The sequence below is a fragment of the Caniella muris genome (assembly GCF_943193035.1).
GTDB lineage: Bacteria > Actinomycetota > Coriobacteriia > Coriobacteriales > Atopobiaceae > Granulimonas > Granulimonas faecalis.
In genome coordinates, this window is the sequence record NZ_CALPCK010000001.1 from 1,553,989 (window position 1) to 1,571,046 (window position 17,058).

The 17,058-nt window shown below is 70.5% G+C and carries 15 protein-coding genes and 1 tRNA gene; 10 read left to right on the forward strand and 6 right to left on the reverse strand.

Translation table 11 applies throughout. From position 1 onward, the window contains the following. Positions 1–181: 181 nt before the first annotated feature. A complete protein-coding gene (locus tag NFR49_RS06700) occupies positions 182–1,156 on the reverse strand; it encodes a homoserine O-succinyltransferase (protein WP_251158832.1) in 975 nt (324 codons plus the stop codon). A 165-nt stretch (positions 1,157–1,321) separates the two neighbouring features. Here NFR49_RS06700 and NFR49_RS06705 point away from each other — a divergent pair, with 165 nt between their 5' ends. The 3 genes from NFR49_RS06705 to NFR49_RS06715 all read left to right on the forward strand — a co-directional run bounded on the left by NFR49_RS06705 (position 1,322) and on the right by NFR49_RS06715 (position 4,978). Beyond that, the gene (locus NFR49_RS06705; protein WP_251158833.1) at positions 1,322–2,593 is read left to right on the forward strand and encodes a DEAD/DEAH box helicase; all 1,272 of its coding nucleotides are present in this window, start codon (positions 1,322–1,324) and stop codon (positions 2,591–2,593) included. Positions 2,594–2,707: 114 nt separating this feature from the next. Beyond that, a complete protein-coding gene (locus NFR49_RS06710) occupies positions 2,708–3,997 on the forward strand; it encodes a class I SAM-dependent rRNA methyltransferase (protein ID WP_251158834.1) in 1,290 nt (429 codons plus the stop codon). 444 nt (positions 3,998–4,441) lie between these two features. Then, complete coding sequence (locus NFR49_RS06715; RefSeq protein WP_251158835.1) at positions 4,442–4,978, forward strand: hypothetical protein; 537 nt, start codon at positions 4,442–4,444, stop codon at positions 4,976–4,978. On the opposite strand, the gene tadA is transcribed toward NFR49_RS06715, so the two are convergent. Then, the gene (tadA, locus tag NFR49_RS06720; RefSeq protein ID WP_275557145.1) at positions 4,965–5,519 is read right to left on the reverse strand and encodes a tRNA adenosine(34) deaminase TadA; all 555 of its coding nucleotides are present in this window, start codon (positions 5,517–5,519) and stop codon (positions 4,965–4,967) included. The two genes, NFR49_RS06715 and tadA, sit on opposite strands and share 14 nt — an antisense overlap. A 52-nt stretch (positions 5,520–5,571) precedes the next feature. Between tadA and NFR49_RS06725 the strand changes: the two genes are divergently transcribed. Continuing rightward, positions 5,572–5,661: transfer RNA gene (locus NFR49_RS06725), tRNA-Ser, on the forward strand. Between the two features lie 59 nt (positions 5,662–5,720). Next, positions 5,721–6,275, forward strand: coding sequence for a LemA family protein (locus tag NFR49_RS06730; protein WP_251158836.1), 555 nt, complete (start codon positions 5,721–5,723; stop codon positions 6,273–6,275). A gap of 221 nt (positions 6,276–6,496) precedes the next feature. On the opposite strand, the gene yfcE is transcribed toward NFR49_RS06730, so the two are convergent. Together yfcE and NFR49_RS06740 are read right to left on the reverse strand one after the other, a co-directional pair. Further along, positions 6,497–7,021, reverse strand: a complete 525-nt coding sequence (gene yfcE / locus NFR49_RS06735) for a phosphodiesterase (protein WP_251158837.1) — start codon at positions 7,019–7,021, stop codon at positions 6,497–6,499. A 120-nt stretch (positions 7,022–7,141) separates the two neighbouring features. Beyond that, positions 7,142–7,627 carry a hypothetical protein gene (locus NFR49_RS06740; RefSeq protein ID WP_251158838.1) on the reverse strand — a complete coding sequence of 162 codons (486 nt, stop codon included), beginning with the start codon at positions 7,625–7,627 and terminating at the stop codon, positions 7,142–7,144. Between the two features lie 220 nt (positions 7,628–7,847). Between NFR49_RS06740 and NFR49_RS06745 the strand changes: the two genes are divergently transcribed. From NFR49_RS06745 to NFR49_RS06765, 5 genes are all read left to right on the forward strand, one after another. After that, positions 7,848–8,870, forward strand: a complete 1,023-nt coding sequence (locus NFR49_RS06745) for a Gfo/Idh/MocA family oxidoreductase (RefSeq protein WP_251158839.1) — start codon at positions 7,848–7,850, stop codon at positions 8,868–8,870. Positions 8,871–9,022: 152 nt separating this feature from the next. Next, positions 9,023–10,426 carry an asparagine--tRNA ligase gene (gene asnS / locus NFR49_RS06750; protein WP_251158840.1) on the forward strand — a complete coding sequence of 468 codons (1,404 nt, stop codon included), beginning with the start codon at positions 9,023–9,025 and terminating at the stop codon, positions 10,424–10,426. A gap of 129 nt (positions 10,427–10,555) precedes the next feature. Next, positions 10,556–11,170, forward strand: a complete 615-nt coding sequence (locus NFR49_RS06755) for a hypothetical protein (protein ID WP_251158841.1) — start codon at positions 10,556–10,558, stop codon at positions 11,168–11,170. Between the two features lie 250 nt (positions 11,171–11,420). Beyond that, the gene (locus tag NFR49_RS06760; RefSeq protein ID WP_251158842.1) at positions 11,421–13,244 is read left to right on the forward strand and encodes an NAD(P)-binding protein; all 1,824 of its coding nucleotides are present in this window, start codon (positions 11,421–11,423) and stop codon (positions 13,242–13,244) included. Further along, positions 13,238–15,010, forward strand: coding sequence for a [FeFe] hydrogenase, group A (locus NFR49_RS06765; RefSeq protein ID WP_251158843.1), 1,773 nt, complete (start codon positions 13,238–13,240; stop codon positions 15,008–15,010). The genes NFR49_RS06760 and NFR49_RS06765 overlap by 7 nt, the downstream gene beginning before the upstream one ends. Before the next feature lie 341 nt (positions 15,011–15,351). On the opposite strand, the gene NFR49_RS06770 is transcribed toward NFR49_RS06765, so the two are convergent. Beyond that, the gene (locus NFR49_RS06770) at positions 15,352–16,557 is read right to left on the reverse strand and encodes a serine/threonine-protein kinase (RefSeq protein WP_251158844.1); all 1,206 of its coding nucleotides are present in this window, start codon (positions 16,555–16,557) and stop codon (positions 15,352–15,354) included. Between the two features lie 58 nt (positions 16,558–16,615). After that, positions 16,616–17,053 carry an XRE family transcriptional regulator gene (locus NFR49_RS06775; RefSeq protein WP_251158845.1) on the reverse strand — a complete coding sequence of 146 codons (438 nt, stop codon included), beginning with the start codon at positions 17,051–17,053 and terminating at the stop codon, positions 16,616–16,618. Positions 17,054–17,058 lie beyond the last annotated feature (5 nt).

The following is a 17,058-nucleotide window of genomic DNA, read 5'->3' on the forward strand; positions in this document are numbered from 1 at the left end:
GCGGTAAAAAATGATGGGTTAAAAATAAGAGAACCAATGCTCGGATTCATCAGCTCAAAGCTGAACCAGTCAAAGAGCTCGTCAGTAATGGCGTTGAGGGTTTTACGCTATGCCTGAAAGCCGCTGGGGGCACGTGTTGCGTGCCCCCAGCGGCTTTCAGGCGAATTATTGGGTGCCGGGGTCACAGCTTGGCGGGCACGCCGTGCTCGGCTGCGGCCTGCTCGGCCAGTTGGGCCTTGACCGCAGGCATCGTCTCCAGCTCGTAGGGCGTCATCTGATAGACGTAGTTGAGCCAGTTGCGCCACAGCAGGTTGGCGTGGGCGCGCCAGGTGAAGATCGGCTGGCGCTCCGGGTCGTCGTCGGGGAAGTAGTTCTCCGGCAGCTGGATGGGCAGCCCCGCCTTGAAGTCGCGCCAGTACTCGCCGGCCAGGGTGTCGCGGCCGTACTCGAAGTGCCCGAGCACGTACACCTCGAAGAAGTGCGGCGTGGCCACGAGGGCCGGGCCGCTCGTGAAGCCGCGGGAGAGCACCTGCAGCGACGGGTCGGCCTCGATGGCGTTGGGGTCGCTCGTGGCGTGGCGCGAGTGGGGCATGTTGTGCACCTCGTCGAACCCGTTGGTGAGGAAGTTGTACTCGTCGCACAGGCGCTGCGGGAACACGCCGAAGAGCTTGGCCCCCAGCAGCCGCTTGGGCACGCCGTGCAGGTGGTAGAGGCCGGCCATGGCGCCCCAGCACAGGTACATGGTGGAGAACACGTGGGTCTGGGCCCAATCCATGATCTCGCAGAGCTCGTCCCAGTAGTCCACGTCCTCGAAGGCCATCTGCTCCACGGGCGCGCCGGTGATCACGAGGCCGTCGTAGTAGCCGTCGTGGAAGGCGTCGAACGTCTCGTAGAACTTCACCAGGTGGTCCTGGCTCACATGGGTGGACTCGTGGCTGGAGACGCGCATGAAGTCGACGTCTACCTGCAGCGGGCTCTTGGAGATGAGCCGCAGGATCTGGGTCTCCGTCTCCACCTTGGTGGGCATGAGGTTGAGGATGACCACGCGCAACGGGCGGATGTCCTGGTTGGAGGCGACCTCCTCCTCCAGGGCGAAGATGCGCTCCTGCCGCAGGATCTCCTTGGCGGGCAGGCCGTCGGCGACTTTGATGGGCATGGCGACCCCTCCGGCTGAACGTTCGTTGACAGAGGTCCATGCTAGCAGGTGCTGGACCCCGCGCGGGGGTGCCGGAGGCCCCGACGGCGCCGCTCCCGGCACCGCGCCGCGCCGGATGGGCCGTCGCCGTCCCGCTGCGGGGCGGTTTGGCCCATACTAGGAGGCATGTCTACTTCATTTGCCGAGCTCGGGCTCACAGAGCAGATCCTCTCGGGCGTCGATGCCCTCGGTTTCACCCAGCCCACCCCCGTCCAGGCCGACGCCATCCCCTGCGTCCTGCAGGGCCACGACGTGGTGGCCTCCGCGCAGACGGGCACGGGCAAGACGGCCGCCTTCGTGCTGCCGGTGCTCCAACGCATCGCCGAGAGCGCCCGCGCCGCCGGGCGCCCCGCCGGCGCCACGGCGCCCCAGGCCCTCGTGGTCACCCCCACGCGCGAGCTGGCCCAGCAGATCGAGGACGTCGCCTCGGTGGTGTGCGGCAAGACCGGCCAGCACGCCGTCATCGTCATGGGCGGCGCGCGGTTCGAGAGCCAGCTCAAGAAGCTCGAGAAGGGCTGCGACCTGCTCGTGGCCACCCCCGGCCGCCTCATCGACCTCATGGAGCGCAGGCTCGTGGACCTCGACGCCGTGGAGGTGCTCGTCCTCGACGAGGCCGACCGCATGCTCGACATGGGCTTCTGGCCCAGCGTCCGCCGCATCATCCACGCGCTGCCCGAGGAGAAGCAGACGCTGCTGTTCTCGGCCACCCTCCCGCCGTCCATCTCGTCCACGGTGAACGCGCTGCTCCACGACCCCGACGTCATCGAGATCGCCCGGGTGGGCGAGACGGCCGCCACGGTGGAGGAGGCCCTCATGCCCGTGGTCCAGGGCCAGAAGACGCCGCTTCTGGAGGAGCTCGTGCGCCGCGACGACTTCGAGCGGGTGCTCGTGTTCTGCCGCACCAAGGCGCGGGTTGACCAGCTGGAGCGCTCCCTCAAGAACGCCGGCTTCAAGGTGGACGTCATGCATGCCGACCGCCCCCAGAAGGCCCGCGAGCGCGCCCTCGAGCACTTCCGCGACGGCAGGGTGCGCATCCTCGTGGCCACCGACGTCATGAGCCGCGGCATCGACGTCTCGGGCATCGACGCCGTGGTCAACTACGACGTGCCCCTGGACCCCGAGGACTACGTGCACCGCATCGGCCGCACGGGCCGCGCCGGCGCCACGGGCCACGCCTACACCTTCGTGGCGCCCGACGAGATCAGCCCCCTGCGCGAGATCGAGTACTTCACCAAGAAGCTCGTGCCGGTGGCCGACCTCGAGGGCTTCGACTACGCCGCCGGCCGCATCGTGCCCAACCCCCGCCGCTCCACGGTGAAGCCCCGCCGCACGATGTTCTCGGGCTCCCGCTCCCGCGGGCGCGGCCCCTCGGGCGGGCGGTTCGGCCGCCACTCGTAGCGGCCACGCCGGATGTGACAGTGGTGCCTGGCCCATCTGTCACTTCTCCTATTGAGAGTCTGATTATCCTGCCCGCGGTGCCCGCCGCGTGCGGCCCGCGACCCCGGAGGAACCATGAAGCAGCTGCGCCCGTACCCCCAGGCGGTCGTCACCAAGAAGGCCGCCCGGGCAATCTCGGCGGGACACCCCTGGGTCTTCGAGGGCGAGGTCCGCTCCCTGGAGCCGTCGCCGGCCACCGGGGAGGCGGCCACCAACGGCTGCGTGGTGGACGTGCGCGAGGAGAAGGGTACCTACCTGGGCACGGGCCTGCTCTCCGAGCAGAGCAAGATCCGCGTGCGGCTGGTAACCCGCAACGCCAACGACCGCGTGGACGACGCCTTCTGGCGCCGCAAGGCCGCCTGGGCCTGGGACTACCGCGAGTGCGTCATGGGTGCCCGGGCCCTCCCCGGCTGCGAGCCCGACACCAACTGCTGCCGCGTGGTCTTCTCCGAGGCGGACGGCTTCCCGGGCCTCACGGTGGACCGCTACGAGGATGTGCTCGTCTCGCAGGTGGGCACCGTGGGCATGGAGCGCCTCCGCCCCACGGTGTACCCCGCGCTCCTCGACACCCTTCGCGGCCGTGGCCAGGCCATTCGCGGCATCTACGAGCGCAACGACGTCGCCAGCCGCGCCAAGGAGGGCCTGCCGTCCTACACAGGCTGGTGGCCCGAGCCCGGCGCCGACGACCCCGGCGAGCCCTCCGTGGTGGCGCGCGAGAACGGCGTCGCCTACGCCCTGGACCTCGTGCACTCCCAGAAGACGGGCTTCTTCCTCGACCAGAAGTACAACCGCCGCGCGGTCCGCGACATCGCCCGCGCCCGCCGCGTGCTCGACTGCTTCTCCCATGTGGGGCCGTTCGGCCTCAACGCGGCTGCGGGAGGGGCGGCTTTCGTGCGCTGCGTGGACATCTCGCAGACGGCGTGCGACCTGGCCGCCGCCAACGCCCGCCTGAACGGCCTCGAGGACGTCATGGGCTTCACCTGTGCGAACGTCTTCGAGTACCTGGACGCCCTCATCGCTGACAAGCGCCGCCGCACCGAGGAGGGCGGGCCCTTCGACCTCATCGTTTTGGACCCGCCGGCCTTCACCAAGAGCCGCAGGAACGTGTCGGCCGCGGCCCGTGGCTACCGCGAGATCAACAACCAGGCCCTGCGCCTGCTGCCCCGCGGCGGCTACCTGGCCACGTGCAGCTGCTCGCACTTCATGGACGCCGACCGCCTCAAGGCCGCCGTCGCCCAGGCGGCCCACGACGCCAACGTGCAGCTCCGCCAGGTGGAGGAGCGCCAGCAGGCTCCCGACCACCCCATCGTCTGGGGCATCCCCGAGACCCACTACCTGGACTTCCTGATCTTCCAGGTGGTGTAAGGGAGGCGGGGGTCACCTCCGCCGCCGCCCCATCGCCGGCCTCCTCTCGCCACCCCCCTCGGCACCCCTCCTCTCTCCACCTGAACGCGGTTGAGGGCGACTCCCTGTAGGCAGAACCGCCGGAAGTCGCCCTCAACCGCGTTCAGGCGAGCGGAATCCGCCCCCAATCGCATTCAGGTGCCGAGAGGGTCGCCCTCAATTGCTTTCAGGTGCCCGGGGGGTTTGGGTGCCCCGGGGGCCTGGGGCCCACCCCCCGGGCCCCTCGGCAAGGCCGCCGCCCGGTTTGATTCCATATTGTGGAAATAAATAAAATATGAGATGATGCCGGCCATGACGACCGGGCGATGCTGGGAGGCGGCCATGGGACGCGTGATGCGGAGCGTTGCGGTGGGGACGGCGGGGGCGTCTTTGGTCCTGCTGTCGATTCCTCTGGGGGCCGTTTGGTTGGGGCCGAGGCTTCCGGCGGCCGTGGCCCAGGCGGGGGAGTGGTCCGTGGCGGCCGTGGGCTGGTGCCTGGTGGGCGGGGCCTGCGCCGCCGCCGTCCCGCTGGCCGCCCTTCTGTGCCTGTCCCCGCTGGTCGCGGCCTGCGCCCTGGCGCTGTCGTGTTCCGTCGTGGGTTGGATGGCGGTGGTCCTTGCGGCCCAAGCGGCCTCCGCCGACATGGGCCTTCAGGTCGCCCAGGCATTCTTTGGGTCGGGAGTGGGGGTCGCCGTCCTGTCCACGGTCTTCTCCTTTGCCGCGGTTGCGGGGTGGCGCCGCCTTGTCGGGTGGGCCAACTCCGTGGTGGCCGCCGCCGTCGCCGTGGGGGCCGGGTGGACCTGCGTGGCCCTGCGCGACTCCGTGGCGGCCCCGCGGTATGGGGCGCTGCTCGAGACCACGCCGCTGGGCTATGGGCTGATCGTGGGGGCGTCGGCGGTGTTCTGGGCCTCCGTGGCGGTGCTCGGGGCCGTCGCGGTGTGGAAGTTGATCATGGGGAGGTAGTCTCCGGGGGCGTGGTCCCCGAGACGGGCGCGCTTGCAGCCTTTGCCGCGGCCCGCCGCGCCTCCTTCGCCGCCCGCCGCCGTGCGCGGAAGAACTCCCGCAGCATCCCGGCGCATTCCTCCTCCAGCACGCCGCCACGGACCTCGAACGCGTGGTTGAGGCGCGCATCGCCGCTCACGTCGTAGAGGGTCCCCACGGCCCCGCCCTTGGGGTCGGGGGCGCCAAAGACGCAGCGGTCCACCCGCGCGTTCACCATGAGGCCGGCGCACATGAGGCAGGGCTCCAGGGTCACGTACACGGTGCAGCCGGTGAGCCGCCAGCGGTCCAGGGCCTGCGCGGCGGCCACCATGGCCGAGAACTCCGCGTGGGCGCTGGGGTCGCGGTCGGTCTCGCGGCGGTTGTGGGCCGCCGCCACGACCTCGCCGTCGCACACCACCACGGCGCCGATGGGCACCTCGCCCTCCTCGGCGGCCTTCGCCGCCTCGCCCAAGGCCAAGGCCATGAACCTCTCGTCTTGGGCCTGAGCTGCAGAAACGTCCACCGGCCGCCTTTCGGTTTGAATCTTGGGGATATGCGGTAGGATAACAGGACCCGGGGAGATGGCAGAGCGGTCGAATGCAGCGGTCTTGAAAACCGCCGGGCGCGCAAACGTCCCGGGGGTTCGAATCCCCCTCTCCCCGCCAGGTACGAGTTCCGCCGGGCCGCGACGTGGGCCCGTCGTCACCCTCCGGAAGGAGCAACCATGGTCGCCGTCATCGTCATCCTCGTCATCGTGGTCGTGCTGGTGGTCGCCTGCATCTCCATCTACAACGGCATCGTCCAGAAGCGCAACCGCGTGGACAACGCCTGGCAGAACATCGACGCCAACCTGCAGCGCCGCAACGACCTCATCCCCAACCTCGTCGAGGCCGTCAAGGGCTACGCCAAGCACGAGAGCGGCACCTTCGAGGCCGTTACCGAGGCCCGCGCCGCCGTGGCGGCCGCCCCCGACCCGCAGGCCGCCATGGAGGCGAGCGACATGCTCACCGGTGCCCTCCGCCGGCTCTTCGCCGTGGCCGAGGGCTACCCCGACCTCAAGGCGTCGGCCAACTTCATCAACCTCCAGCAGCAGCTGGACGAGACCGAGAACCGCATCGTCTACGCGCGCCAGTCGTACAACGACTGCGTCTACCTCTACAACACGGCCATCCAGACCTTCCCCGGCAACCTCGTGGCGGGCGTCGGCCACTTCACGGCCAAGGACGGCTTCAACGTCGCGGACGACTCCGTGCGCGATGCCCCCGAGGTCAGGTTCTAGGATCGCCGCCACATCCCTGTATGACGAAGGGCCCCTCCGCGGAGGGGCCCTTTTCTCTTGGTTCTCATGCGGCTGCGGGGCTGGCGCAGGCAGGTGGCTCTTCAGTGGGTGGCGTCGGCCCCTTCGGTGAGCGGATCGGCCGCTCACCGAAGCTTCCGTGTGCGGAAAAGCGCTCACCGAGCGGCCTGTGCCCACTCACCGAACGAGGGTCCGCCCGCTCCCTACCTCTCCTCGAGCAGCTCGAAGCGGAACCGGCCGTCCTCGTAGATGCCAAAGGAGTGGCTGCCGTCCTTGGGGATCGACACGCTGCCGGGGTTGAAGACCGTGACGCCGCCCTCGACCTCCTCGAGCACCTTCACGTGGGTGTGGCCGTAGAGGAAGGCGCTGCCCGGCTGCAGTGGCGGCAGGTTGCCGGGGTTCCACAGGTGGCCGTGGGTGAGCCAGAGGGTGCGGCCGCCCGGGTCGACGACCTCGGCGTAGTCGGCCATGCAGGGGAAGTCGAGGACCATCTGGTCCACCTCGGCCTCGCAGTTGCCGCGCACGGCCACGATGGCGGGCGCGAGGGGGTTGAGCATGGCGATGACGCCCTTGGGGTCGTAGTCGCGGGGCAGCGCGTTACGCGGTCCGTGGTAGAGGACGTCGCCGAGGATCAGGATCTTGTCGGGCCGCTCGGCCTCGACGCGCTCCATCAGGCGGCCGCACCAGTAGGCGGAGCCGTGGATGTCGCTGGCGATAAGGTACTTCATGGACGCTCCTAGGTCGCGGTGGCTGACCCCATTGTCGCACCCGGCCGTCACAAAAAAGGTGCCGAGAAGCCCGTCGCTTCTCGGCACCCCATCGGTCGCAGGAAGGGCCACGGCCCCGCGCTACTTGTCGGATCCGGCCTCGGCCCGGGCGTCCGCCTCGTCCACGAGCTCCTCCATGGCCTTGTTGGGGGAGTCCACGGACTGGGCGTCGAGCTTCTGGTCGAGCGCGCCCTGGAACTGCGGGGCGGCCGCCTTCTCCTGCCGGTGCATGTGCCAGAAGGCGAAGAACGACAGCACGCAGGGCACGACGAGGAAGAACCAGTAGGCCGGGAAGCAGCAGATGGCCACGATGTAGACGATGCCGGCGGCCAGGTTCCACCAGCTCTTGCCCAGGAACAGGGCCAGGGCGGTGAGGACGAAGGCCACCGCGGTGGCGATCAGGTGCGGCATGAGGATGTAGACGGCCAGGACGGCCACGTCGTTGCCGCCCGCGATCTGGCCGCCCCAGAAGATGGCGCAGTACAGCACGTAGGCGGCGGCGAAGATGAAGGCGATGATGGTGAGCAGCCGCTCGTTGATGCGGTTGCGGGTGACTTGGGCGTTCATGGCGACTCCTTTTGCACGGGGCCCGTTCGGTCGTAGCAGACGTGCGTTGTGTACCCGGCCCGGCATTCAGCCATCGGCAAGGAACCCCCCTTTATCCCGTCGGCGCCGGACGCCCGGTCCGCGGATTGTCTGAAAACCGTCTGCCTATGGTACCGCCGTGCCATTATTAAGGGACATATCGCAGGCACCCCGCCTCGACCCCCGTGCGAAAGGAGCCCCCATGGACCGCGCCCTCGGGATCTGCGTCATCGGCTGCGGCCGCGCCGGCATGATCCACGCCCACTCGTTCAAGGGCTCCGTCTCGGGCGCCCGCCTGGCTGTCATCTGCGACCCGGCGCCCGACCGCCTGCGCGAGGCCGCGGAGGAGCTCGGCTACCCCGCATGCTACGAGCGCTACGAGGACGCCCTGGAGGACCCGGCCGTGGACGCCGTCGTGGTGGTCACGCCCACGGACGCCCACCGCGACGTCGTGCTGGCCGCCGCCGCGGCCGGCAAGCACGTGCTCTGCGAGAAGCCCATGGCCGCGAGCCCCGCGCAGTGCGACGAGATGATCGCCGCGTGCGAGGCCGCCGGGGTCAAGCTGCAGATCGGCTTCATGCGGCGGTTCGACCCGGGCTTCCGCCGCATGAAGGAGCTGCTGGACGCCGGCGAGGCGGGCGAGCCCACCCTCGTGAAGTCGCTCACCCACGGCCCCAGCGAGCCCCAGGGCTGGATGTACGACGTCTCCCGCAGCGGCGGCCCCCTCGCCGAGGTCAACAGCCACGACTTCGACACCCTGCGCTGGCTCGCCGGCTCCGAGGTCGCGTGGGTGCACGCCGTGGGCCACAACTTCCGCAGCCCCGAGGTGGCCGACGAGTACCCCGACTACTACGACACCGCCGCCTGCCTCCTCGAGTTCGAGAACGGCGTGCTCGGCATGGTGGAGGGCTCCCAGTACGTGCGCTACGGCTATGACGCCCGCGCGGAGGTGCTCGGAACCACGGGCCACCTGTCCGTGGGCACGCAGCAGGCCAACAGCGTGGTGCTCGCCCGCGGCGACGGCCAGCTGGTGGAGGACTCCATGCCCACGTGGCGCACGCTCTTCTCGGCGGCCTACATGGAGGAGGACGCCGCCTTCGTGCGCTGCGTCCACGACGGCACGGAGCCCGAGGTCACGGGCCACGACGGCAAGATGGCCCTCGTGCTGGTGGAGAGCGCCATCCGGTCGCTCCGCGAGGGGCGCCCCGTGCGCGTGGGGGAGTAGGGGGCTCGCGGGGGCTGCCCGCCGCCGGCCTCCGGCGCCGTCCCCGGCCCAGACGGGCCCGCGCCGCCCGCCGCACGCGCGCCGGCCCGCCGTGCGGCGCCGTCCTACAATGGGGGCCGTGAAACCCGCACGTCACGCCAGAAAGGCCGCCCATGAAGAGGACCACCATCGCCCGGATCTACGCCGACCCCCAAGCCTTCGCCGACCACGACGTCACCGTGGCCGGGTGGACCCGCTCGGTGCGCGACATGAAGAACTTCGGCTTCGTCACCCTCAACGACGGCAGCTGCTTCAAGGACCTCCAGGTGGTCATGAACGTGGGCGAGGTGGACAACTATGCCGAGGTCGCGGCATGCGGCACCGGCTCGGCCCTGCTCGTCAGCGGCGTCGTTGCCCTCACCCCTGACCGCCCGCAGCCCTTCGAGCTCAAGGCCACCTCCATCACCGTGCTGGGCGAGAGCGCGCCCGACTACCCCATGCAGAAGAAGCGCGCCACCCGCGAGTTCCTCCGCACCCACCAGCACCTGCGCAGCCGCACCAACCTGTTCCGCGCCGTGTTCCGCGTGCGCTCCGTGGCGGCCTTCGCCATCCACCGCTTCTTCCAGGAGCGCGGCTTCGTGTACGTGACCACCCCCATCATCACGGCCAGCGACGCCGAGGGCGCCGGCGAGATGTTCCGCGTCACCACCCTCGACGTGGACAACCCGCCCCGCACGGAGTCGGGCGAGGTCGACTGGAGCCAGGACTTCTTCGGCAAGGCCACCAACCTCACGGTGTCGGGCCAGCTCCAGGCCGAGAACTTTGCCATGAGCTTCGGCGACGTCTACACCTTCGGCCCCACCTTCCGTGCCGAGAACTCCAACACCCGCCGCCATGCCGCCGAGTTCTGGATGATCGAGCCGGAGATGGCCTTCTGCGACCTCGAGGGCGACATGGAGGTGGCCGAGGCCATGCTCAAGCACGTCATCCGCGAGGTCGTGGACTCCTGCCCCGACGAGATGGAGATGTTCAACAAGTTCGTGGACAAGGGCCTGCGCGAGCGCCTGGAGCACGTGGCCTCCTCCGACTTCGCCCGGGTCACCTACACCGAGGCCGTGCGCATCCTCGAGGAGGCCCAGGCCGCCGGCCATGCGTTCGAGTACCCGGTGAGCTGGGGCATCGACCTCCAGACCGAGCACGAGCGCTACCTCACCGAGGAGCACTTCCGCCGCCCGACCTTCGTCACCGACTACCCGCGCGAGATCAAGGCCTTCTACATGCGCGCCAACGACGACGGCAGGACCGTGGCCGCGGTGGACTGCCTCGTGCCGGGCATCGGCGAGATCATCGGCGGCTCCCAGCGCGAGGAGCGCCTGGAGCTGCTCCAGGCCCGCATCGAGGAGCTGGGCATGGACCCCGAGCAGTACCGCTACTACCTGGACCTCCGCCGCTACGGCACCTGCGAGCACGCGGGCTTCGGCCTGGGTTTCGAGCGCCTGGTGATGTACCTCACCGGCATCGACAACATCCGCGACGTCCTGCCGCACCCCCGCACCGTGGGCAACGCCGACTTCTAGGCCCCACGGGGCCCCGGCCCTCTGTCCCGCGATCCCTGGACGCCCCGGCGCCGACCCGTCCTGTGGCGGGTCGGCGCCCCCGTATGGGGGTAGGTACCTCCCGCCGGCCGCGTCGTCCCAGGAGGCACCGTGCTCTTCCTCGTCGTCCTCGTCATAGGCGTCCTCTACGTGGTGTCCGAGTCGTTCGGGTACAAGCCGGCGTCTCGCCTCGCCCAGGTGGGCATCCCCACGTACTCCCTCGTCATGGCCGTGGTCACGCTCGTCCACGACCCCGCCCAGTGGCCGTGGGTCTTCCTGGCGGTGCCCGTGGGCATGGCCATCGGCTGGTTCCAGACCACCCACGTGCGCGTGCGGCGCACCGGCGACCGTGACCGCCGCGGCCGCCGCACCGTGGAGGTGCGCCGCGGCTGGAGCTACGCGCTCGGATGGCTGCTGGTCTTCGTGTGCGGCGTCGCGTTCCACGCGGCCCTCGACGGGGTGCTCCCCTGGGACGAGGTGCTGGACGACCTCGCCTCCGACGTCGCGCGCGACATCTTCTCGTTCCTGCTGCTCACATCGGGCCTGAGCTGGTACGTCTGGGCCCTCTCCGGCTCCGCCGGCTACACCTACGCCCTGGTCCTGCGCCTCACCGACCCCGCCGTGGCGGAGGCCCTTCACGAGGCGCCACGCCCGGGCCACGGGGAGGGCTGGCGCCCCTCGCCGCTGCAGCGGCTCCTCGACCGCCTGGGGCCCCACGCCTCCTGACGCCCCTGTCCCACCACCCGGACACTTTTGTCCCATCACTCGGGCACTTTTGTCCCACCTTGCCGCTCGGACCGCCGCGGGCTCCATCATTCTTTTGATAGGTGAAGTGACAGATTGGCCAGGCACCTCTGTCACACCGGGCGCCCCTGTCACGCGCACCCTGCCCCATCGATGCTTTCAGGCTCGCTTGGTCTATGATGGTGCGTGCTACTGAAATGTCAGTCGCACACACCCTGAGAGAGGAGCAGGAATGGCACGACTGCACGTCATGGAGAGGAGCGAGGCCCAGACCGTCATGGACGGCCTGCACCGCGCCCTCGAAGGGCGGCTGTCGGTGAGCTCGCTGGCCCCGTGCCCCGTCGAGTTCACCGCCGCCTACATCGCCATGTGCGCGACCCAGAGCTGCGGCAAGTGCACCCCTTGCCGCGTGGGCCTCAACGCGTTGCACGACCTGTTCGACGAGGTGCTCGAGAACCGCGCCACCCCGGCGACCCTCGACCTCATCGAGCGCACCGCGCGCAGCATCTACCTGTCGGCCGACTGCGCCATCGGCTACGAGGCCGGGGCCATGGCCCTCACGGCCGTCCAGGGCTTCGCCGACGACTTCAGGAGCCACGTGGAGAACCACGTCTGCGGCTTCAAGCAGTCCGAGCTCGTGCCCTGCGTCTCCGGCTGTCCGGCCGGCGTGGACATCCCCGGCTACATCAGCCTCGTGGAGGCCGGCCGCTACACCGACGCCGTGCGCCTCATCCGCAAGGACAACCCGCTTCCCCTCGTGTGCGGCTACGTGTGCGAGCATCCCTGCGAGATGTACTGCCGCCGCGGCATGGTGGACGACCCCATGAACATCCGCGGCCTCAAGCGCTTCGCCGTGGACCACATGGAGAGCGACTACCGCCCCTGGACCGCGCCCGCCACCGGCAAGCGCGTGGCCGTGGTGGGCGGCGGCCCCGCTGGTCTCTCGGCGGCCTACTACCTGGCCATCATGGGCCACGACGTCACCATCTTCGAGGCCCGCAAGCACCTGGGCGGCATGCTGCGCTACGGCATCCCCAACTACCGCCTGCCCCACGACCTGCTCGACGGCGAGATCCAGTGGATCCTCGACTGCGGCATCAAGGTGGAGCTCGAGTGCCCCATCGACGACCTGCGCCCCCTGCGCGACGGTTTCGACGCGGTCTACCTGGCCATCGGCGCCCACGGCGACAACCGCCTGGGCCTTCCCGGCGAGGACTCCCCGGGCGTGATCAGCGCCGTGGAGATGCTCCGGGCCGTGGGCGACGGCGAGGCGCCCGACTTCACCGGCAAGCGCGTGGCCGTCATCGGCGGCGGCAACGTGGCCATGGACGTGGCCCGCTCCGCCGTGCGCTGCGGCGCCGAGAAGGTCACCATCGTCTACCGCCGCCGCGTGGCCGACATGACGGCACAGGACGAGGAGATCGCCGGCGCCCAGGCCGAGGGCTGCGAGCTCCTCGAGCTCAACGCGCCCGTGCGCATCGAGTGCGACGCCTCCGGCCATGTGGCCGGCGTGGTGGTGCAGCCCCAGATCATCGGCGGCCTCAAGCGCGGCCGCCCCGCGCCCCGCGCCGCCGAGGCGTCCGAGGTGCTCGTCCCCTGCGACGTCGTGGCCGTGGCCATCGGCCAGGCCATCCAGAGCGACACCTTCGCCGAGCAGGGCATCCCCTGCAAGTGGGGCCGCATCCAGGCCGCCGAGGACGGCTCCATCGAGGGCTTCCCCGGCGTGTTCGCCGGCGGCGACTGCCAGAGCGGCCCGGCCACGGTCATCCGCGCCGTCAACGCCGGCAAGGTGGCCGCGGGCAACATCGACAACTACCTCGGCTTCAACCACACCGTGGGCTTCGACGTCGAGCTGCCCCACGTGCAGTTCAAGGGCAAGACCAGCTGCGCCCGCTGCGAGATGACCGAGCGCGAGGCGAGCGACCGCATCGCCGACTTCGACCTGGTGGAGCACGGCCTCACGGCCGAGGAGGCCCACCAGGAGGCCGGGCGCTGCCTGCGCTGCGACCACTTCGGCTTCGGCGCGTTCCGTGGAGGGAGGATCGACCAATGGTAGGGACCAAGACCGTGACCGTGACCGTCGACGGCCGTGCGGTGGAGGTGCCCGACGGCTCCACCATCCTCGAGGCCGCCCAGACCGCCGGCGCCCAGGTGCCCACGCTCTGCTACCTCAAGGACCTCAACGAGATCGGCGCCTGCCGCGTCTGCCTGGTCGAGATCGAGGGCACCGAGCAGCTCGTGGCCTCCTGCAACAACGTGGCCCTCGACGGCATGACCGTGCGCACCAACAGCCCCCGCGTGCGCGCCGCCCGCAAGGCCAACCTGGAGTTCCTGCTCTCCCGCCACGACTCCACCTGCACGAGCTGCGTACGCTCGGGCAACTGCTCGCTGCAGTCGCTGGCCAACCAGTTCGGCATCTCGGAGCTCCCCTACAGGAAGGAGCTCACCTGCACCCCGTGGAACCAGGACTTCCCGCTCATCCGCGATGCCGACAAGTGCATCCACTGCCTGCGCTGCATCCAGGTTTGCGACAAGGTGCAGAACACGGGCGTGTGGGACCTCACCAACCGCAGCAGCCACACCTGCGTGGGCGTGGCCGGCGGCGCCCCCATCGAGCAGACCGACTGCACCCTCTGCGGCCAGTGCGTGACCCACTGCCCCACGGGCGCCCTGCGCGAGCGCGACGACACCGAGCGCGTCTTCGATGCCATCGCCGACCCCGACACCACCGTGGTGGTGCAGGTGGCCCCGGCCGTGCGCGCGGCCTGGGGCGAGTCGCTCGGCCTCTCCCACGGGGAGGCCACCATCGAGCGCATGGCCGCCGCGCTGCGCGAGCTCGGCGTCGACTACGTCTTTGACACCAGTTGGAGCGCCGACCTCACCATCATGGAGGAGGGCAGCGAGCTCCTCGCCAAGGTGGCCGAGGCGCTTGAGCTGGGGCCGGACCACCCGGACGCCCCGCGCTTCCCCATGTTCACGAGCTGCTGCCCCGGCTGGGTGCGCTACGCCAAGGCCCACCACCCGGAGCTCGTGGACCAGCTGTCCACGGCCAAGTCGCCGGGGCAGATGTTCGGTGCCGTCACCAAGAGCTGGTTCGCCGAGAACGCCGGGCTCGACCCCCACAGGATTTTCTCCGTGGAGGTCATGCCGTGCCTGGCCAAGAAGGCCGAGGTGGCCTACGGGCCCATGAACGACGCCTGTGGCGACCCCGACGTGGATGTCTCGCTCACCACCCGCGAGATGGGCCGCATGTTCCGGGCCGCCTGCATCGATGTGGCGTCGCTGCCCGAGGGCGAGCTCGACCAACCCCTGGGCACCTTCACCGGCGCCGGCGTGATCTTCGGCGCCACCGGCGGCGTCATGGAGGCGGCCCTGCGCACGGCCCACGCCATCACCACGGGCGAGGAGGCCGACGCCGACGCCTTCTCGGACGTCCGCGGCATGGACGGCTGGAAGGAGGCCGTGTTCGACATGGGCGGCGTGCCCCTGTCGGTGGCCGTGGTGAGCGGCCTGGCCAACGCCAAGCGGCTCATCGAGGCCGTGGAGGCGGGTGAGGCGAGCTACCACTTCGTGGAGGTCATGGCCTGTCCCGGCGGCTGCGCAGGCGGCGGCGGACAGCCCATCCACGACGGCTGCGAGCTGGCCGACGAGCGCGGCGACGTGCTCTGGGGCCTGGACCGCGCCATGCCCCTGCGGAAGTCCCACGAGAACCCGCAGGTGCAGGCCGCCTACCGCGATTACTTCGGCGAGCCGCTGAGCCACCGCTCCCACGAGCTGCTCCACACCGACCACCACGCGTGGAAGATGCCCAACGAGGCGTAGGCCCCACAGGCACAGGCACGACGGCCGAGCAGCGGCCCCCGCATCCCGGTGCGAGGGCCGCTTCCTCTTCGGCACCCCTCCGCACCCGCACCCCGCGCCCGTACCGCGCACCCGCACCCCCTCCTCCCGCACCCCCCCTCCGCACCTGAACGCGGTTGAGGACACCCCCTTCGGCACCTGAACGTGTCTGGGGGCGGATTTTGCGCACCTGAATGCAATGGAGGGCGACTTCCGGGCCCGTTTCGTGTCCGGAGTCGCCCTCAACCGCGTTCAGGTGCGGTAGGTGCCGGGGATGCGGTGGCTGCGGTAGGTGCCGGGGTTGCCGGGGTCCGGGTGCGCCCTCACCCCTCGAACAATGCGGACGAGACGCCCACCAGCAGCAGCGTCGCCACAAAGCAGGCCCCGAGAAGGGCGGCCCAGAGAACGGCGGGGTGCCGGGCGGTCGAGAAGCGCCGCTCGCCCCTGAGGAACCGCCGGGTGAGAAGGCCCGGCACCAGGCCCATGCACACGCCGATGGAGAGGCACTGGAAGTCCCAGAGCGGCTTGCCCATCCCGGGGCGCGACGGGGTCATGAGGAGGCCGCAGGCCATGAGCGCGCAGAACAGCGCCCCTACCACGGTGGCGGCGGTGGCCAGGCGCCGACGCCAGGCGGGAGGGACGCCGGCCCCTCGGGGCGTCCCTGCGGACGAGGGGCGCGTCGCCGTACCCTGCGCTGTAGGCCGGCCTGCCGGCCCGTCGTGACCTGCGGGAGAGGCCGTCGGGCGTTCGGGCCGGCGCGCCTCGGCGGAGCCCTCGCCGACGGCGCGCTCCAGGTCCCGGGCGAAATCGAGGGCGGTGGCCGGACGGTCGGCGGGGGAGAGGGCGCACGCCCGCTCGATGACCCGGCGCAGGGGCGGGGGCACCACCGCGGGGTCCTCGAGGGCCTCCTCGCAGATGGGCGATGCGGGCGACAGCCCGGTGAGCAGGAAGGCGGCGAGCCTGCCCAGGGCGTACACGTCCGTGCGGGGGTCCGTCTCGGCAAACCCGTACTGCTCGGGGGCCGCGAAGCCCCGCGTGCCCAGCACGACGGTGTCGTGGCGCTTGGCATCGGGACCCGGGCGCCGGGCGATGCCCGCGTCGATGATGCAGGCGCCGAGGGGGCCTACGACGACGTTCGCGCAGGAGAGGTCCCGGTGTACGATGCCCAGCCTGTGGAGCTCGGCCGCCCCTTGGGCCACCTGGCCGATCAGCGGGACGACGTCCTTGGGGGCGAGGGCGCCCTGGGCCTCCACGACCTGCTCGAGGGTGGGGCCCGGCACGTAGTCCATGAGCACGGAGAGGCCCCAGGGCTCCCGGTCCACCTGCCACACCCTCACCAGGGCCGGGTGGGACGTCCGGGAGAGGGCGTCCCACACCTCCGGGTTGGCCGTCTCCGCGGGGACGAGCTTCTGCACGAACACCCGGTCGGCGCCGTCACTCACCAGCAGGGTGGCGTCGTGCTCGGAGCGTCGTGCCAGATCCTTGAGCCGTGTCAGCGGTGGGATGGGTCTCACGATGGGTGTGTCCATGGGGGCCTTCATCGGCAGGGGGCGGTTGCGGGGGTGCGGGCGTTCGGCGTTGGGCGCCTCACCGGGCGGGGGAGAGCGTCCCCATCCCGCGGCGGTAGAGCTCCTCGTCGGTGCGCTGGCAGGAGAGCCCGTGCCGGATGCACCAGATCACGACGGCGTCGCGGGGATCCTGGGGCGTGAGCCGCCCCTGGTTGGCCAGCGCGAGCAGCCGTTGGGTCTGGGTGAGCGTGCAGCCGAGCGCGCGGGAGAGCAGCAGCGCGTTGTTGCGGGTGATGCGGCGGGTGCCCTGGAACACCTGGTAGCCGAAGGTGGCGTTGAGCCCGGCCTCGCGGATGACCTCGGGCCTCGTGAGAGGCTGGGCTGCCAGGAGGGTGTCGAGGTAGGCGGCCAGGGTGGCGGGCGCCTGCTTTCCCGACGCCTTGAGCTCGGCCAGGTACCCGTCCAGCGTGCAGGCCTCCTCCAGACGGGCCATGAGGTTCTCCGTGGTGTGCGCCATGGTCG